Annotated in this window: 15 protein-coding genes; 8 read left to right on the top strand and 7 right to left on the bottom strand. The window is 62.2% G+C overall.

What is annotated here, in order from left to right; translation table 11 throughout:
- Positions 1-4: 4 nt before the first annotated feature.
- Genes KBX07_RS06685 through KBX07_RS06670 form a run of 4 tightly spaced genes read left to right on the top strand, consistent with a single transcriptional unit; the run spans position 5 to position 3,126 of the window.
- Positions 5-808 (top strand): Fpg/Nei family DNA glycosylase, encoded by an 804-nt coding sequence (locus KBX07_RS06685; RefSeq protein WP_256023509.1) that lies wholly within the window; start codon positions 5-7, stop codon positions 806-808.
- A gap of 50 nt (positions 809-858) precedes the next feature.
- Entirely contained in the window at positions 859-1,101 is a 243-nt protein-coding gene (locus KBX07_RS06680; RefSeq protein ID WP_005287833.1) for a hypothetical protein, read from the top strand.
- Entirely contained in the window at positions 1,098-1,535 is a 438-nt protein-coding gene (locus KBX07_RS06675) for a type II toxin-antitoxin system VapC family toxin (protein ID WP_256023508.1), read from the top strand. Before KBX07_RS06680 ends, KBX07_RS06675 begins: the two co-directional genes overlap by 4 nt.
- Before the next feature lie 19 nt (positions 1,536-1,554).
- Positions 1,555-3,126 carry a bifunctional ADP-dependent NAD(P)H-hydrate dehydratase/NAD(P)H-hydrate epimerase gene (locus KBX07_RS06670; protein WP_256023506.1) on the top strand — a complete coding sequence of 524 codons (1,572 nt, stop codon included), beginning with the start codon at positions 1,555-1,557 and terminating at the stop codon, positions 3,124-3,126.
- Here the strand turns inward: KBX07_RS06670 and KBX07_RS06665 are convergent.
- Entirely contained in the window at positions 3,074-3,823 is a 750-nt protein-coding gene (locus KBX07_RS06665) for a TIGR02206 family membrane protein (protein ID WP_256023504.1), read from the bottom strand. The two genes, KBX07_RS06670 and KBX07_RS06665, sit on opposite strands and share 53 nt — an antisense overlap.
- A gap of 113 nt (positions 3,824-3,936) precedes the next feature.
- Between KBX07_RS06665 and KBX07_RS06660 the strand changes: the two genes are divergently transcribed.
- Genes KBX07_RS06660 through KBX07_RS06650 form a run of 3 tightly spaced genes read left to right on the top strand, consistent with a single transcriptional unit; the run spans position 3,937 to position 6,474 of the window.
- Positions 3,937-5,067, top strand: coding sequence for an MFS transporter (locus KBX07_RS06660; RefSeq protein ID WP_255994738.1), 1,131 nt, complete (start codon positions 3,937-3,939; stop codon positions 5,065-5,067).
- A 19-nt stretch (positions 5,068-5,086) separates the two neighbouring features.
- Positions 5,087-5,674: a hypothetical protein gene (locus KBX07_RS06655; protein WP_255994605.1), complete on the top strand. Its 588-nt coding sequence runs from the start codon at positions 5,087-5,089 to the stop codon at positions 5,672-5,674.
- Positions 5,671-6,474, top strand: coding sequence for a hypothetical protein (locus KBX07_RS06650; RefSeq protein WP_005287812.1), 804 nt, complete (start codon positions 5,671-5,673; stop codon positions 6,472-6,474). Before KBX07_RS06655 ends, KBX07_RS06650 begins: the two co-directional genes overlap by 4 nt.
- On the opposite strand, the gene KBX07_RS06645 is transcribed toward KBX07_RS06650, so the two are convergent.
- A complete protein-coding gene (locus KBX07_RS06645; protein ID WP_005287809.1) occupies positions 6,471-6,800 on the bottom strand; it encodes a DUF202 domain-containing protein in 330 nt (109 codons plus the stop codon). The two genes, KBX07_RS06650 and KBX07_RS06645, sit on opposite strands and share 4 nt — an antisense overlap.
- The gene (locus tag KBX07_RS06640) at positions 6,800-7,177 is read right to left on the bottom strand and encodes a YidH family protein (RefSeq protein WP_005287807.1); all 378 of its coding nucleotides are present in this window, start codon (positions 7,175-7,177) and stop codon (positions 6,800-6,802) included. The genes KBX07_RS06645 and KBX07_RS06640 overlap by 1 nt, the downstream gene beginning before the upstream one ends.
- A gap of 30 nt (positions 7,178-7,207) precedes the next feature.
- Here KBX07_RS06640 and KBX07_RS06635 point away from each other — a divergent pair, with 30 nt between their 5' ends.
- Complete coding sequence (locus KBX07_RS06635) at positions 7,208-8,155, top strand: acryloyl-CoA reductase (RefSeq protein ID WP_005287805.1); 948 nt, start codon at positions 7,208-7,210, stop codon at positions 8,153-8,155.
- Positions 8,156-8,262: 107 nt separating this feature from the next.
- Here the strand turns inward: KBX07_RS06635 and KBX07_RS06630 are convergent, their stop codons facing one another.
- From KBX07_RS06630 to KBX07_RS06615, 4 genes are read right to left on the bottom strand one after another with little or no spacing between them, the layout of a single operon-like run.
- Positions 8,263-8,946, bottom strand: a complete 684-nt coding sequence (locus KBX07_RS06630) for a DUF3800 domain-containing protein (protein ID WP_005287803.1) — start codon at positions 8,944-8,946, stop codon at positions 8,263-8,265.
- Positions 8,946-9,482: a VanZ family protein gene (locus tag KBX07_RS06625; protein ID WP_005287799.1), complete on the bottom strand. Its 537-nt coding sequence runs from the start codon at positions 9,480-9,482 to the stop codon at positions 8,946-8,948. Before KBX07_RS06625 ends, KBX07_RS06630 begins: the two co-directional genes overlap by 1 nt.
- A complete protein-coding gene (gene leuS / locus KBX07_RS06620) occupies positions 9,479-12,325 on the bottom strand; it encodes a leucine--tRNA ligase (RefSeq protein WP_255997253.1) in 2,847 nt (948 codons plus the stop codon). Before leuS ends, KBX07_RS06625 begins: the two co-directional genes overlap by 4 nt.
- Before the next feature lie 2 nt (positions 12,326-12,327).
- A complete protein-coding gene (locus tag KBX07_RS06615; protein ID WP_255997252.1) occupies positions 12,328-13,869 on the bottom strand; it encodes an HNH endonuclease signature motif containing protein in 1,542 nt (513 codons plus the stop codon).
- Positions 13,870-13,879: the final 10 nt, after the last annotated feature.

Raw genomic sequence — 13,879 nt, 5'->3', positions numbered from 1 at the left:
CTTAATGCCCGAAGGTCACGTTCTCCACCGTCTCGCCCGCGAACTCAACGCGAATTTCCGCAGCGCCCCGGTGGAGGTGACCAGCCCGCAGGGGCGCTTCACGGAAGCGTCGCTTATCGACGGCTCACGTCTCACCCGCGCCACCGCCCACGGCAAGCACCTCTTCGTGGACTTTGACGCGCCCCACGTCGAGCACGTGGTCTACATTCACCTGGGCCTGATCGGCTCGTTGCGTTTCGAGCCCGCCGAGGACAACTGGGGCCAGATCCGTCTTCACATCTCCAATGGAGAAATCGCGGCTAACCTGCGCGGACCGCAGTTCTGCAAGCTGCTTACCGATGAGCAAGTCGACGCGATCATCGCCCGCTCTGGCTTCGATCCGATCGTGGAGGCAACCCCTCCGGACGCGCTCTATGAGAAAATCCACCGATCAAAGCGCTCCATCGGTTCGCTTCTGATGGACCAGAAGCTCTTCGCCGGTGTGGGCAACATCTACCGTGCGGAGGTGCTCTTCCGGCAAGGCATCGATCCGACGGTCCCCGGGACGCTATTGAGCCGCGCTCAGTTTGACGCGATCTGGACCGATCTTGTCGAGCTCATGGCCTACGGTGTCGACAACGGGCGCATCGACACCGTCCGCCTCGACCACACCCCGGAAGCCATGGGGCGCGATCCACGCAAGGACGACCATGGCGGAGAGGTGTACGTCTACCGCCGGGCGGGCGACCCGTGCTACATCTGCGGCACACCCATCGAGATGAAGGTGAGCGAGGGCCGGAAACTCTACTGGTGCCCGGGCTGCCAGTAACTTAGAAACCGGTCTTGAACTGCGTCACCACTGGAGCTAGCGTCGGTTTCATGAGGCTCACGATCCGGCTCGATGAAGAGGTCTACACCGCCGCCCGCGCTATTGCAGCTGAGAAAGGCACCAGCGTGGGTGAAGCGGTCAATGATCTTGCACGCGCCGGATTGCCCCGAAGAGATAGTGCAGTGGACTATATCCCCATGTCGCAGCCGATGGGAATGAAGGTCGAGTGCATCAAAGTTAGTGAGATCTTGGATCTGGAAGATCGCGAAAGACTCGGCCGGCGCGTGCAATGATCATCGATGCAAACGTGCTTATCTACGCGTCTGATGAGAACGCGACGCATTTCGCTGAAGCCTCGTCATGGCTTGATGGTGCTCTGCGCAACACTGAACGGGTCGGCTTCCCGTGGATTTGCTTGCTGGCGTTTCAAAGAATCACCACGAACCCTGCACTGTTCGCTATGCCTCTCACACCTTCTCGCGCGAGTGACTACATCGAAAACTGGTTGAAACACCCGAACTCCTGGGTGCCCCAACCTGGTCCTCAGCACGCGAGTATCCTGCGCACCCTCACCGTCGACAGTGACGCCCGTGGGGCCCTTGTCACCGATGCTCATCTTGCCGCTCTCGCTATCGAGCACGGCACCTCCATCTGCTCTTTCGATAGCGACTTTGCTCGCTTTCAGGGCCTGCGTTGGTTTTCTCCACTCGACGCGCAAGACACGTAACGCACCTACGCTGGGGTGCATGCTGCACGCTTACACAGCCGAACAGATCCGCGCGGCAGAGCGCCCGCTTCTCGACGCGCAACGCGAACCCGACGAACTCATGAAATCGGCGGCCCACGCCGTCTTCCTGGCGGCAGAAACAATGCTGACCTGGCCGGACTTCTTGGAACACTACCGCGAGAACCCCCGCATTGTGCTCTTGGTGGGCAAGGGCGGCAACGGCGGCGACGCTCTCTATGCCGGTGCTGAACTGGCACTTGCCGGCCACAAAGTGGACGCCTGGCTGGCGTGGGGGAGCGCCCACGAACCTGCCTTGGAGGCCTTCCGCAACGCCGGCGGCACCGTCCTTGATAGTGCCCCGATGCAGGAGCAGAACTACCGCCTCGCCATCGACGGGCTCACTGGCCTCGGTGGCGCGGGCAGCCTGGGCGAGGAGGTCAAGCAGGTGCTCGACCACCTCACCGACTGGTACGCCCACGTGTTGGCGGTCGACGTGCCCTCGGGCATTGACGCGGATACAGGAGAGAAGGGCGAGGTCCACGTCATCGCCGACGCGACAGTCACGTTCGGCGGATGGCGCCGCGCGCACGGTCTCGCCCCGGAGTGCGGCATCCAGCTGCTCGCCCACCCGCACATTCATGACGGCCGCACGATCGCCGATGAACTTCGCGTTTGGGAGAGCGACACCCTCCTCTTCCGCTCCGTGCCGGGTGAGCTCCAGACCCCTGACGCGCTCGATCCGCTCCGCCCCGACAATGAGCCAGATACGGAACCGCGCCCGGGCGATGACAAGTACACCGGCGGTGTCGTCGGTATCCGCGCTGGTAGCGGTACTTATCCCGGCGCGGCGATCCTCGCCACTATTGGCGCTGTCAATGCGACACCGGCGATGGTTCGTTACGCCGGGCCTCAGGCGTTGGAGGTGGTGCGGGCGCTGCCGGAGGTCGTCGTCACGCACAAGCTCGAAGACGCCGGGCGCGTGCAGGCGTGGGTGTTCGGCCCGGGTGTTGGCACAGATTCCGCGGCCAGCAGCGAGCTCGCGCTGCTTCTCGGACGTGAGGAGCCGTTGCTTATCGACGCCGACGGCCTCACCCTCCTGACCCGCGACCCAGAACTACGCGACCTGCTGGAACAGAGAGAGGCAGAAACAGTGCTCACCCCGCACGACGGAGAGTTCGAGCGGCTGCGGGACGCGCTCGGAATCGCACCCGCTGACCGGCTCACCGAGACCAAAGCTCTTGCAACAACGTTGAACTGCGCTGTTGTGCGGAAAGGGCGGAGCACCATCGTCGCCAACCCGGAGCAGGACCACGCCATCGTTGTGGACTGCGGAACGTCGTGGGCGGCCACACCTGGATCAGGTGACGTGCTGGCCGGGCTGATGGGTGCACGGATGGCCCGCGACGGCATGCTCGGCATCTACCAATCGGTCACCGTTCACGCGGTGGCGGCGTGGATCTCGGCGCAGACGGAGTACGGGGCAGGGCCGACGCATGCGTCGACAATTGCGCACGCGCTGCCCGCCGCGACGGCGAAGCTCAACGTGCTCGACGGAATGCCCGCCGGTTACCGGGCCAGGCGATGGTCATAAGCGAGAAGACGACCGGCACACCGGGTACGCATATGAGCAGGTACCAGGGCCATGGGCCGAACCAGTGCAGCGGGGACCAGCCGCGCGGGTGGCCGGCACTGAAGAAGTAGTTGCCGCCGGTGAGCTTGTTGACAACGCCAGAGACGCCAGCCCACGCCATAGTGATGCCGGAAACCACACGCCAGTCCTTCCATGACGGCCGGTAGCCCAGCCCGAAGGTGAGCACGACGGGCACGATCGTCGCCGCGAGGTGGAAGTACCAGTAGCCGAGCTCTTGCAGGCGCCAGTTGTCCTGCACGTACGCCATGTCCGGGAAGAAAATGGCCATCGGGTTGAGGAAGAAACCCCAGTAGTATGACAGCGCTGTTGCGGTCGGGTTTTCGGTCCCCAAGGCCAGCGGCGTGATGTAGCGCAGCAGGTCGGTGACATGGAACGGAGCTGTCTCGTCCCACACGATGCGTGACGGACTGAGCACCCACACGAAGTACGCCGTGGAGATCAGCAGCATGATGGCGGAGGCCACCTTGCGAGAGGCCTTCACCACTGAGCCGGGAAGCTTCTTCACAGCCATGACCAGGATGCCGCAGAGGAAGATGAACAGCACCAGAATCGACAGGTGCTTCCGGTCGTACTGTGTGATCGTGGGGTACGACTGGCCTGTGTGGCGCGACTCCCAGTCTGGCGGCTGAATCGGCATGTTTAACGTTCTACCACCAAGTGTGGGGCTGAAAACATTGAACTGCGAAATTTATGGGAGAGGTTTAGCGTGGCCCTGTGCAACAACAATTTCCCGTGCTTCCGCTGTCGACGATGGGCTTCGCTGCCTTCGTGTACGTCACCTTCGAGATGTTCGCCGTCGGCCTCATCAGCCCGATGGCGGAGGACCTAGGGGTCACCGAGGGCCAAATCGGGCTGCTCATGACTGTGTACGCGGGTCTCGTCGCGGTGGTCACCATTCCGCTCATGGAAATCACCCGCAAACTGGACAGAAAACCAGTGTTCATGGCCACGCTGATCTGTCTGCTCGCCGGCATCGCGCTGCAGGCCACCGCGGCGAACTATTGGATGCTTGTCGCCGGGCGCGTGTGCGCTGCCTTCACGCACGGGTTGTTCTGGTCTCTCGTCAACCCCATGGCGGCCCGGCTCGCACCGAAGGGGATGACCGGCCGCGCGATAGGCGTTGTGTCGCTGGGTTCGACGATGGCACTGGTCATGGGCTCGCCGCTGACCACTCTCGTCGGCGGTGCGATCGGGTGGCGCAACGCTACCTGGCTGCTCGGAGTGCTTGTCGCAGGCTCGTTCGCGGCGCTGTTGTTCTTCCTGCCGTCCATGCCCGCCATCCCGCCCGCAGGCAAAAGCGGGGAAGCCAACCAGAAATCTGCGCTACCTGCCCTCGTGCTCTATTTAACGCTGGTGATCACGGCGCTGTTCTGCTCCTACACCTACCTGGGCCTGTTCGTCGAGCGCACGATCGGCGAGACCTTCGTGGCGCTCGGGCTCGCCGGTTACGGCCTCTTCGGCATCGTCGGTGTTCTTTCTGCGGGCCGCCGCTCCGACCGCCGCATGATCCGCATGAACTTCATCTTTTCGGGTCTCATTGTCGTCGCGGGCATTCTCGGTGCACTCGCCCTGGGGCTGATCAGTGCTTCCCCCGCCCTCGCCCTCATCCCCGCCCTCCTCGTCGTCGTCTTTCTCGGTACTGCTGGCGGTGGGTTGCCTACTGCAGCGACGACAATCTTCCTCTTTGCGGGGGAGGACAACCAGAACCGCGCATCGTCTATCTACGTGGTCACGTTCCAAGTGGGCATTGCCAGCGGTTCGGCCGTGGGTGCCATCCCAGTGGATGCCGGGTTCTTCCCGGGCACCCTTCTAATCACCGCAGTGCTCGGCGCACTCGCAATGGCTGAACTCAGTTTGCGAGCTCGCCCGATCCTGCGCTAACACAGGTACCCTGAACTGCATGACGAGCATGGAATACGACAACGCCGCCGAGGTCGAGGTGCGCTCCCTGCCGCTTGCCATCGGGCCGTGGCGAGTGTCCCGCCCGGGAAAGACCAACAACCAGACCTTCACCTGGCTTTTTTCAGGCGAGGGTTCGGGGGACAACGGAGCTTTGTTCTCCGGCGCGCAGGACTTCACCCGCCGCGGCATCCAGCTCGCACTAGCACTGCCCGAGGATGAGCGTGCCCCGCGCCGTTTCGACAGCTTCGTCCCTGAACCGTTCACACTACTGAGCTTCTCCGGCAAGTCTGCAGGTGAAGCGCGCGTCTTCGTCGGCTCGCTTTTCGGACAAGACAGCCCCGTCGAGACCGCCTACCCGGCGGTCGGTGCCGAACTGCGCATCTACCCGGGTGCTGAGTTCGTGTTCATGGTCACCCCAGAGTTCGAGCACGCTGTCCTTGCTCTGTCGGACGGCCTTGTACTCGAGAACATTCCTTTGGAACCATCCACGATTGGTTGCACCCAGGACGGCGTGAAGACGCTCCACATCGTCAACGATTCCGATGAATCTGCGCTGGCTATCTTGCTTGGTGGGGATCCCCAATGATTGTCACGCTGTCCATGACGGTACAGGGTTCGCGCCCCGAAATCACGCGCGTCCTGAACGTCGAGGACGCTATTGACCTTTCCGGCATGGCCGCGCTCATTGATGCGGCATTCGGCTTCAGCGGCACGTCCGACCATTTCTTCGCCAGCGAGGACGGTGGCTCCCGCACCCTTTACACCGATGAACCGACCGACGGGGAACTGAGCGAGCACACCCTCACCGTCGCCGACATCGACGGCATGACGTACTTCTATGACCCAGCCGCGACCTGGGCGGTCAGCATCGATGTGCTGGGCACCACCGACGTCGACATGCCCTCGCCCATGCTTGTCGACGCCTTAGGCCCCGACGTCCTCGAAGCCTGCGGCAGCCCGGACATGATGTCGGCCTTCCACACCGAGGCTCTCCGGCTCGCCGCCGGTCTCGAACCGGACCTGAAGGTATCACCCCTGCTCCTGAGCTTCATGCCGGTGATGAGTCCGGAGCGCTTGGTCGAACGTCTCTCGCACGCCCATCACCCCTCCGTCGCTGAGCGCATCGCATACACCGCGGAGAACCTCTTCCTCACCAACGACGATGAGCTCATGGATGACCCCCGCGCCCCTGAGATCATCGAGGGGTTCGATTCCTTCGTGCAGTCCCGCCCTGACCTGCAGCAGATCCTCGACTTAGACCCCAATCCGGAGCGCAACCCCACCCTCATTGCCGCCATGTCGGAGTTCTTCGCCGACCAGGCGAGCGAACTGACGGAAGAGCCAGACGAGGACACCGACAGCGACGAGCGGGACGAGAAGGACTAAGCCTGTACCACTAGGTGTAGGCCCAGCCCGCCGAGCACAGTCATTCCTAGGGTGATGGTGAGGACGCCGAACACGTTGGCGTCGATACGCTCGTGGCTCAATCCCTCGGCCTCCGCACGATACTCGGCGCGGTTGCGCACGATGATGGCCATAGCCAGGAGGGCGAGCAGCCCCATAGCTCCGAACACGAGCGCGGAATACGGCCGCGACCAGCGTAAAAGGGTGAGCGAGCAGACTGCCATGGCCAACGCCGTGCGGGTCCACGACATCGCTGTGCGTTCGGGTTGGAGCCCTTCGTCTGCGACGGGGATGGGGGAAGGGGCCATCAGAACAGCCCGATCAGCACGACCAAGCTGGCCAACGCGATGCCGACTCCGAGCAGCGGAACCACCGCAGGCGCCGGCAACGGTTTCTTGTGGCGCAGCGCCCGCTCCAAGTGGACCCAACGCACCGCGGAGCCCAGCGCGATGAGCAATCCGACGAGAATGAGCACGATGGCCGCGATCTGGCGCCACTCCTCGTCAATTCCCGGTAGCGCGAAGGCCTCCAGAGCGATACCGCCCGCGAGGAATGCGAGCGCCGTGCGGGTCCAGGCCAGGAATGTTCGCTCGTTGGCCAGCGTGAAGCGCGGATCAGGCTCGTCCCCGTCGGGAAACACGGTGCGCGTGAACCATCCGCGCTGGTCCGGGTTCTTCTCGCTCATGGTGTCCAGTGTAGGGCTACCCTGGGGCGCATGAGCACTCTTCTCATTACTGACAATGGCCCCGAAATCGTCGACACCACCCCCGAGCATGCAGGGGAGGGCGACACGCTGCTCACCGTGTCCCACTCTTCCGTCAATTACAAGGACGGCATGGCGCTCGCGGGCGACAAAGCCATCGTGCGCGAGCTACCCATCGTTCCGGGCATCGACGCAGTGGGCACGCTTGACGACGGCTCCCTGGTCACCGTCAACGGCTGGGGCATTGGCGAGAAGCGCAACGGCGGCTACACCGAGCAGCTGCGTATCGACGCCGACAAGATCACCCGCGTGCCTGAGCGTTTCGACGCGTGGACCGCCGCCGCCATCGGCACCGCCGGTTATACCGCCGCGCTGTCCGTTGTGGCCTACGAGCGTTTCTCCGCCCACAACAACCCGTCCGGCCCGGTCCTTGTCACGGGGGCGACCGGCGGTGTTGGCTCCATCGCCATTCAGCTCCTAGCCTCACGCGGACACGAGGTCGTCGCGGCTACCGGGCGTGTCGACGAGTACGGCGATTACCTCCGCGGCCTCGGCGCCGCTGACATCATCGACCGCTTTGAGCTCTCTGAGCAGGGCAAACCTCTGCAGAAGGCACGCTTTGCGGGTGCGATCGACTCTGTCGGGTCCACACCGTTGGCCAATGTTCTCGCTCAGACCAAGTGGGGCGGCGTGGTCACTGCCTGCGGCCTGGCAGCCGGCGCGGACCTGGAGACGACGGTCATGCCGTTCATTCTCCGCGGAGTGAACCTTGTCGGCATCAACTCCGTTGACTCCCCATCCGAGCACCGCGAGGAAGCCTGGAACCTGCTTGCGGAGTCCCTCGACACCGACAAGCTGGCCACCTACACCGAGACCGTTGATCTCGAAGGCGCTATCCAGGCTGGTGCTGACCTGTTGGAGGGTAACGCCCGCCACGGCCGTACCGTTGTGAAGATCTAAATCAGCATGGACTCGGGCCTAAAGGCGAGTTAAACTGATCACAAAGGTTCCACCCCGCTAAGAAGAGCCCCTCGGCTCTCCGTCTTGGACGGTAGGCGGGGTGGTCGCTACTTTGTGGGTCTCCGCCAGTACACGCGGTCTCCCTTCTGGAATAGATTGAAGTCATCCCAGTGGACGGCCTCTTTAAGGCGATCTTCCGTGGCAGAATCCTGACGCTCTAACGTTCGGTATGCAGCCCAGGAGAAGTAGTCCGCGATCTGCCCGTTCAGATCCTGCTTGACTGGGTGGAAAAGCACCCTGTACTTCACCCCAAGTTCGCCCAGGATCGGCTTGATTTTCTTCAAGAATGCGTTGCGTTTCTTACCCGTGAGCACCGAATCGAAGATCATGATTACTTGCTGATCCCCGTCATCCACTAAGGCTTTGCCCACCCAGCGCCCCATAGCTGCGCCGAAGAGGCGAAATAACTCGATCTCATTCTGAAGATTAGGAGCAGCAAAAGCCTTATTGATCCACACAGTGTGGACCCGTAGACCGTCAAGCCCACAAATCGTATCGACGACCCGCTTCCTTGTCCCTTTAGTGTTCTCCGTCGCGTGGAATTCTAGATCTTCGCTTCCCTCAGCCATCAGGTCATACTTCAATCGCTGCATGACAGACGCGGTGTAGACCGGATCACGCAGGCATACCGCGGACAACACGAAATGCTGCGAAGCCTTAGGGCCGAACTGCATATCCCCCGACTCGTCAATGAAAACGAAAAGAGTCGATGTGCTCGTACCTGAATCCATCAAACCTGCTTAATTTTCTCCGGATCTCCAAAGCTCTCGCCGGCGAGGACGAGGGAGATGAACAGGAAAACGACACCGTACGCGAGACCGATCCAGACCTTGTGCAGCCGTGGGCCGAACCACTGGGCGATCTTCGCGCCGATGAACGCGCCGAGGGTGTTCATGAGGAAGTCATCAATATCGGAGTACCCTAGCCCGAAAACGTACTGCGACACCTCGATGAGCAGGCTGAACCCGGCACCGAAGAGAGTCGCGGTGAGCACCGGTCGGCGTGCACGTTCAAAAAGAATGAATGCGAGCACGCCAACCGGGACGAAGAACGCGATATTGCCTCCGTATCCGAAGAGCGGCCCGAACCACGATTTCGCCTCAACCAGGTCCGAGAAGGGGACAAGCGAGACGCCCCTCCGCATCTGGTTCGCGGGATCCCAGAGGTACCCAATCCGAAAGAACGCCTTGAGCATGGTCAACGCAATGACCACGCCCGAATACGCTGCGAGCGCTCCGGCCGCTGCCCGGCGGCTTGTCACCGTCATTTCACCACGAGGTTGACCATTCGTCCTGGGACGACGATGGTTTTGACCACGTTCTTGCCGTCGATAAGCGATGCGACGCGCTCGTCCGCAACCGCGATCGCCTCGATGTCGTCCTTGGAGGCGTCGGTGGGGACGTCGACACGCGCGCGGACCTTGCCGTTGATCTGGACGGGGATCTCGACGGTGTCGTCGGTCAGCAAGCTCTCGTCGAATGTGGGGAAGGACTCGAACGTGATCGTGCCGGAGTGGCCGAGACGCGCCCACAGCTCTTCGGCGATGTGCGGCGCGAGCGGGGAGACCATCTGCACGAGCGGCTCCACCGTTTCACGTGAAACATTCGCACCGGATTTCTCGCGCGCCTTGGTCAGGTAGTTGACGTACTCGATGAGCTTCGCCACGACCGTGTTGTCGCGCAGGTTCGCGTAGTCGTCGCGGACACCGGCGATCGTGCGGTTGAGCTGTTTCGCGTCTTCGTCGGTCATGGGCTCATCGAAGACATCGACCTCACCGGTCTCTTCATCGACCACGAGTCGCCACAGGCGCTGCAGGAAGCGGTGCGAACCTACGACATCCTTCGTCGCCCACGGGCGGGAGGTGTCCAGCGGACCCATCGACATCTCATAAACACGCAGCGTATCGGCACCGAAATCGCGCGCGATCTCATCGGGAGCCACGGCATTCTTGAGGGACTTGCCCATCTTGCCGTACTCCTGCTTGACCTCTTCGCCCTGGTAGAAGAACTTTCCGTCCTTCTCCTCAACCTCAGCAGCCGGCACGTACACGCCACGTGAATCCGTGTAGGCGTAGGCCTGGATGTAGCCCTGGTTGTACAGGCGGCGGTACGGCTCCTTGGAGGTCACGTGGCCCAGGTCGTAGAGCACCTTGTGCCAGAAACGCGAGTACAGCAGGTGCAACACGGCGTGCTCAACACCGCCGACGTAGAGGTCCACACCACCCGGATCATTCTCACCGTGCTTGGACGGCTGCGGTCCGGCCCAGTAGCGCTCGTTCTCGATGTCGCACAGCGCCTCATCGTTCGTCGGGTCGATGTAGCGCAGCTGGTACCAGGACGACCCCGCCCACTGCGGCATGACGTTCGTGTCGCGAGTGTACTTCTGAGGGCCATTCCCAAGATCGAGCTCGACCTCGACCCACTCGGTCGCCTTCGCCAGTGGGGGAGAAGGCTCCGAATCAGCGTCATCCGGATCGAAGGAGACCGGGTTGTAATCCTCCACGTCCGGAAGCTCGACCGGCAGCATCGACTCCGGCAGCGCGTGCGCGACACCATTGTCGTCGTACACGATCGGGAACGGCTCACCCCAGTAGCGCTGACGAGCGAACAGCCAGTCACGCAACTTGTACTGGATGCGCTCAACACCAGAGCCCTGCTCAACCAACCAATCGATCGCCCTCTCAATCGACTCCGCCTTGCCCAAGCCGTTGAGGTCCAGCCCGGACTCATTGGCGGAGTTGATGTGCGGGCCGTCCTCGGTGAACGCAGCCTCCTCGATATTGCCGCCCTCGAGAACTGGGATGATCGGCAGGCCGAAGACGGTGGCGAATTCATAGTCGCGTTCATCGTGGGCCGGCACCGCCATGATGGCGCCGGTGCCGTAACCGGTGAGAACGTAATCCGCGATGAACACCGGCACCTGCTCGCCGTTGACCGGGTTCAGGGCATAGGAACCAAGGAAGACACCCGTCTTCTCTTTGTTCTCCTGTCGCTCCACGTCGGACTTCGCGGCGATGGCGCGCTTGTACGCTGCGACAGCCTCTGCAGGGGTTTGCTCTCCGTACGTCCAGCGGGAGTCCACGTTTGCGGGGTAGGAATTGGCCGTCAGTGCGTCGACAAGCTCATGCTCGGGTGCCAGCACCATGTACGTCGCACCGAACAGCGTGTCGGGGCGGGTGGTGAACACCTCCAGCGGGCCAGCCTCAGACTGGAACGCGACCTCCGCACCGCGCGAACGACCGATCCAGTTGCGCTGCATCGCCTTGACCTTGTCGGGCCAATCCAACAGCTCAAGGTCATCGAGCAGGCGGTCCGAGTACGCGGTGATGCGCATCATCCACTGGCGCAGGCGCTTACGGAACACCGGGTAGTTGCCGCGCTCCGATCGGCCCTCGGCCGTGACCTCTTCGTTCGCCAGCACCGTGCCCAAGCCGGGGCACCAGTTCACCATCGAATCAGACAGGTACACCAGGCGGAACTCATCTACTGCCTTTTGCTTTTCGACGTCATCCAGCCCGTTGTAATCATGCCCATCCTTAGTGGTGCGCTTCCCGGAGGTGAGTTCGTCGATAAGCTCCGCGATGGGGCGTGCTTTCTGCTGATCTTCGTCGAACCATGAATTGAAGATTTGCAGGAAGATCCACTGCGTCCAGCGGTAGAACTCTGGATCGGTCGTGGCGACAGAGCGACGGCGATCGTGGCCGAGACCCAGCGCGTCCAGCTGACGGGTCATGTTCTCGATATTCGCCATCGTGGTCGTGCGCGGGTGCGTGCCCGTCTGAATGGCGTACTGCTCCGCGGGCAGCCCGAAGGAGTCATAGCCCAGGGTGTGCAGGACGTTTTTGCCCAGCATGCGGTTATAGCGCGCGAACACGTCCGTGGCGATGTACCCCAGCGGGTGGCCGACGTGTAGACCGGCGCCTGAGGGGTAGGGGAACATGTCCTGGACGTTGAGCTTGTCTGCGGGAAGTTCGCTACCGTCAGCGAGGGGGCCGACTGGGTTCGGGGCGTTGAATGTCCCGTTGTCGATCCAGTACTTTTGCCACTTTTGTTCAATGTCGTTGGCAAGGCCCGCTGTGTAGCGGAACGCCGGTCCAGTCGCGCTAGTCATGGTTAGTCAGTGTAATAGGCGGCCTCCGTCTCTTCAGGCATCGTGTAGGCCTCCGGGTCAGGTGCATCAAGTTCATCATCTGGGATCCACCTCGGAGGCACGGGGTCGAAGGGGAACTTCAGGTCATACTGGGCCGCCAACTTCTCCAAATCTGCTTGGCACTGGCGGTATGCGGACCACGCAGCTTCCCGCTCCGCACCGAGATAGGGGTCATACGCCACCACCTTGTTTTCGTAACCGTCAAGAATGGTGTGACTTTTTGCGTGAAAGTGGGTCGCCTTCTTCCTCAACCGTTCTACGTCGTCGAGCGTGCGGCGCCACCGCGGGTTGGTGGGGGTGAGGTTCGCCCCGGTAATGGAATCGGGGTCGATCCGCTGAAACGTTCCGTCGTCGTAAAGCCAAATGATCTCGCCGGTCAGCGCGTCTTGGACATAGAAGGCACCGCGATCGGTTTTGCAGTTGTGGTGGTGTTGGCACAGACAGAAGAGATTGCTCGCGGTGGTGGGGCCGCCTTCGTCCGAGGGGATCCGGTGGTCAAGCTGGCAGTTCGTCGCGGGCTGTGTGCATCCCGGGAAGATGCAGGTTCCGTCGCGCCCGCGGACAAACGCAGCCATATCCGCCGGTGCATCATGGCCCGCCACGACTTTCGTGGCTCCTGCGTCGAGGTCGATCACAGTTGTACCGAACTTTTCGGCCAAAAGATGAAGCATCGCGCCTCCCGACGCCCCCGTGTACCCGAACCCCGGAATAAAGGAGGCCGAGGACTCGTCCACGCCGCCATCAGCACCTTTCGGCGTGTACGCGTAAATCGTCGCTGTCGCGGCTGGGGTGATGTCACCGGTGAGCAGCTTGATTGCGGCCTCTGCTTGGGTGACCTTCTCTTTCCGTGCTGCTTCATTTATGTTGGAGCGGAGTGCTGCAATGGAGGCGTTGTCAGCGGAGAGCGTCATCCATGCTTCATCGGACCCAGCTGCTCCGGGCCCGAAGTCGATCTGAGGAGCGCCCGGCGTGGTGCGCTTTCGGTTCTTTTTCTTCGCCAGGTCGAATGCGGCCTCGGTGTCAAAGTCACCGATCATCTTGTTCAGCCGCAACGTGATGGTGTTGCGTGCCGGTAGCGCTTGCCGCGTCTTGACGGGCGTGAACATCTCCACAAGTGCATCGTCGAAGGCTTCGTACGCCTCGGCCGGGGCATCAGGTCCCAAGCATCCGATCGCGGCGGCTACAGCGGATAAGCGGTCCAGATCCAACCGCGCCGTTGCGAGTTGCATCTCTCGTAGACGGGGCAAGCGGCGCAGCGTCTGATACGCGTAGATCCCTTCTTCCGCCGCCCGCTTGTTGATCCCGGCCAGTTGGCTTAGACGAGCCGTCTCACGGTCGTGGTCACGGTTGCCGAGGATCTCTCCACCCTCGACTTCAGACGGGTCAAAGCAATACTGCTTGAAGATCTTGAGTTGACCAGCCCGCGCTTCCGCTCCGGCCAGCGCGACGTCATCATCGGGTTTCTCGGTCAGGAAATACGGTTCAGGTCTCGTTCGTCCAGCCATCGTCCCCCCC

The organism is Corynebacterium sp. CCUG 70398 (genome assembly GCF_024454055.1).
GTDB lineage: Bacteria > Actinomycetota > Actinomycetes > Mycobacteriales > Mycobacteriaceae > Corynebacterium > Corynebacterium genitalium.
Note: the sequence above shows the minus strand (reverse complement) of the source record. Positions and strands in the feature narration are given on the sequence as shown.

Bases quoted from the DNA above. Each gene is read 5' to 3' on its own strand.
- KBX07_RS06670 (WP_256023506.1), top strand. From the start codon at position 1,555: ATGCTGCACGCTTACACAGCCGAACAGATCCGCGCGGCAGAGCGCCCG.
- KBX07_RS06645 (WP_005287809.1), bottom strand. From the start codon at position 6,800: ATGGCCCCTTCCCCCATCCCCGTCGCAGACGAAGGGCTCCAACCCGAA.
- KBX07_RS06675 (WP_256023508.1), top strand. From the start codon at position 1,098: ATGATCATCGATGCAAACGTGCTTATCTACGCGTCTGATGAGAACGCG.
- KBX07_RS06640 (WP_005287807.1), bottom strand. From the start codon at position 7,177: ATGAGCGAGAAGAACCCGGACCAGCGCGGATGGTTCACGCGCACCGTG.
- KBX07_RS06630 (WP_005287803.1), bottom strand. From the start codon at position 8,946: ATGGATTCAGGTACGAGCACATCGACTCTTTTCGTTTTCATTGACGAG.
- KBX07_RS06655 (WP_255994605.1), top strand. From the start codon at position 5,087: ATGACGAGCATGGAATACGACAACGCCGCCGAGGTCGAGGTGCGCTCC.
- KBX07_RS06660 (WP_255994738.1), top strand. From the start codon at position 3,937: ATGGGCTTCGCTGCCTTCGTGTACGTCACCTTCGAGATGTTCGCCGTC.
- leuS (WP_255997253.1), bottom strand. From the start codon at position 12,325: ATGACTAGCGCGACTGGACCGGCGTTCCGCTACACAGCGGGCCTTGCC.
- KBX07_RS06625 (WP_005287799.1), bottom strand. From the start codon at position 9,482: ATGACGGTGACAAGCCGCCGGGCAGCGGCCGGAGCGCTCGCAGCGTAT.
- KBX07_RS06615 (WP_255997252.1), bottom strand. From the start codon at position 13,869: ATGGCTGGACGAACGAGACCTGAACCGTATTTCCTGACCGAGAAACCC.
- KBX07_RS06680 (WP_005287833.1), top strand. From the start codon at position 859: ATGAGGCTCACGATCCGGCTCGATGAAGAGGTCTACACCGCCGCCCGC.
- KBX07_RS06685 (WP_256023509.1), top strand. From the start codon at position 5: ATGCCCGAAGGTCACGTTCTCCACCGTCTCGCCCGCGAACTCAACGCG.
- KBX07_RS06665 (WP_256023504.1), bottom strand. From the start codon at position 3,823: ATGCCGATTCAGCCGCCAGACTGGGAGTCGCGCCACACAGGCCAGTCG.
- KBX07_RS06635 (WP_005287805.1), top strand. From the start codon at position 7,208: ATGAGCACTCTTCTCATTACTGACAATGGCCCCGAAATCGTCGACACC.
- KBX07_RS06650 (WP_005287812.1), top strand. From the start codon at position 5,671: ATGATTGTCACGCTGTCCATGACGGTACAGGGTTCGCGCCCCGAAATC.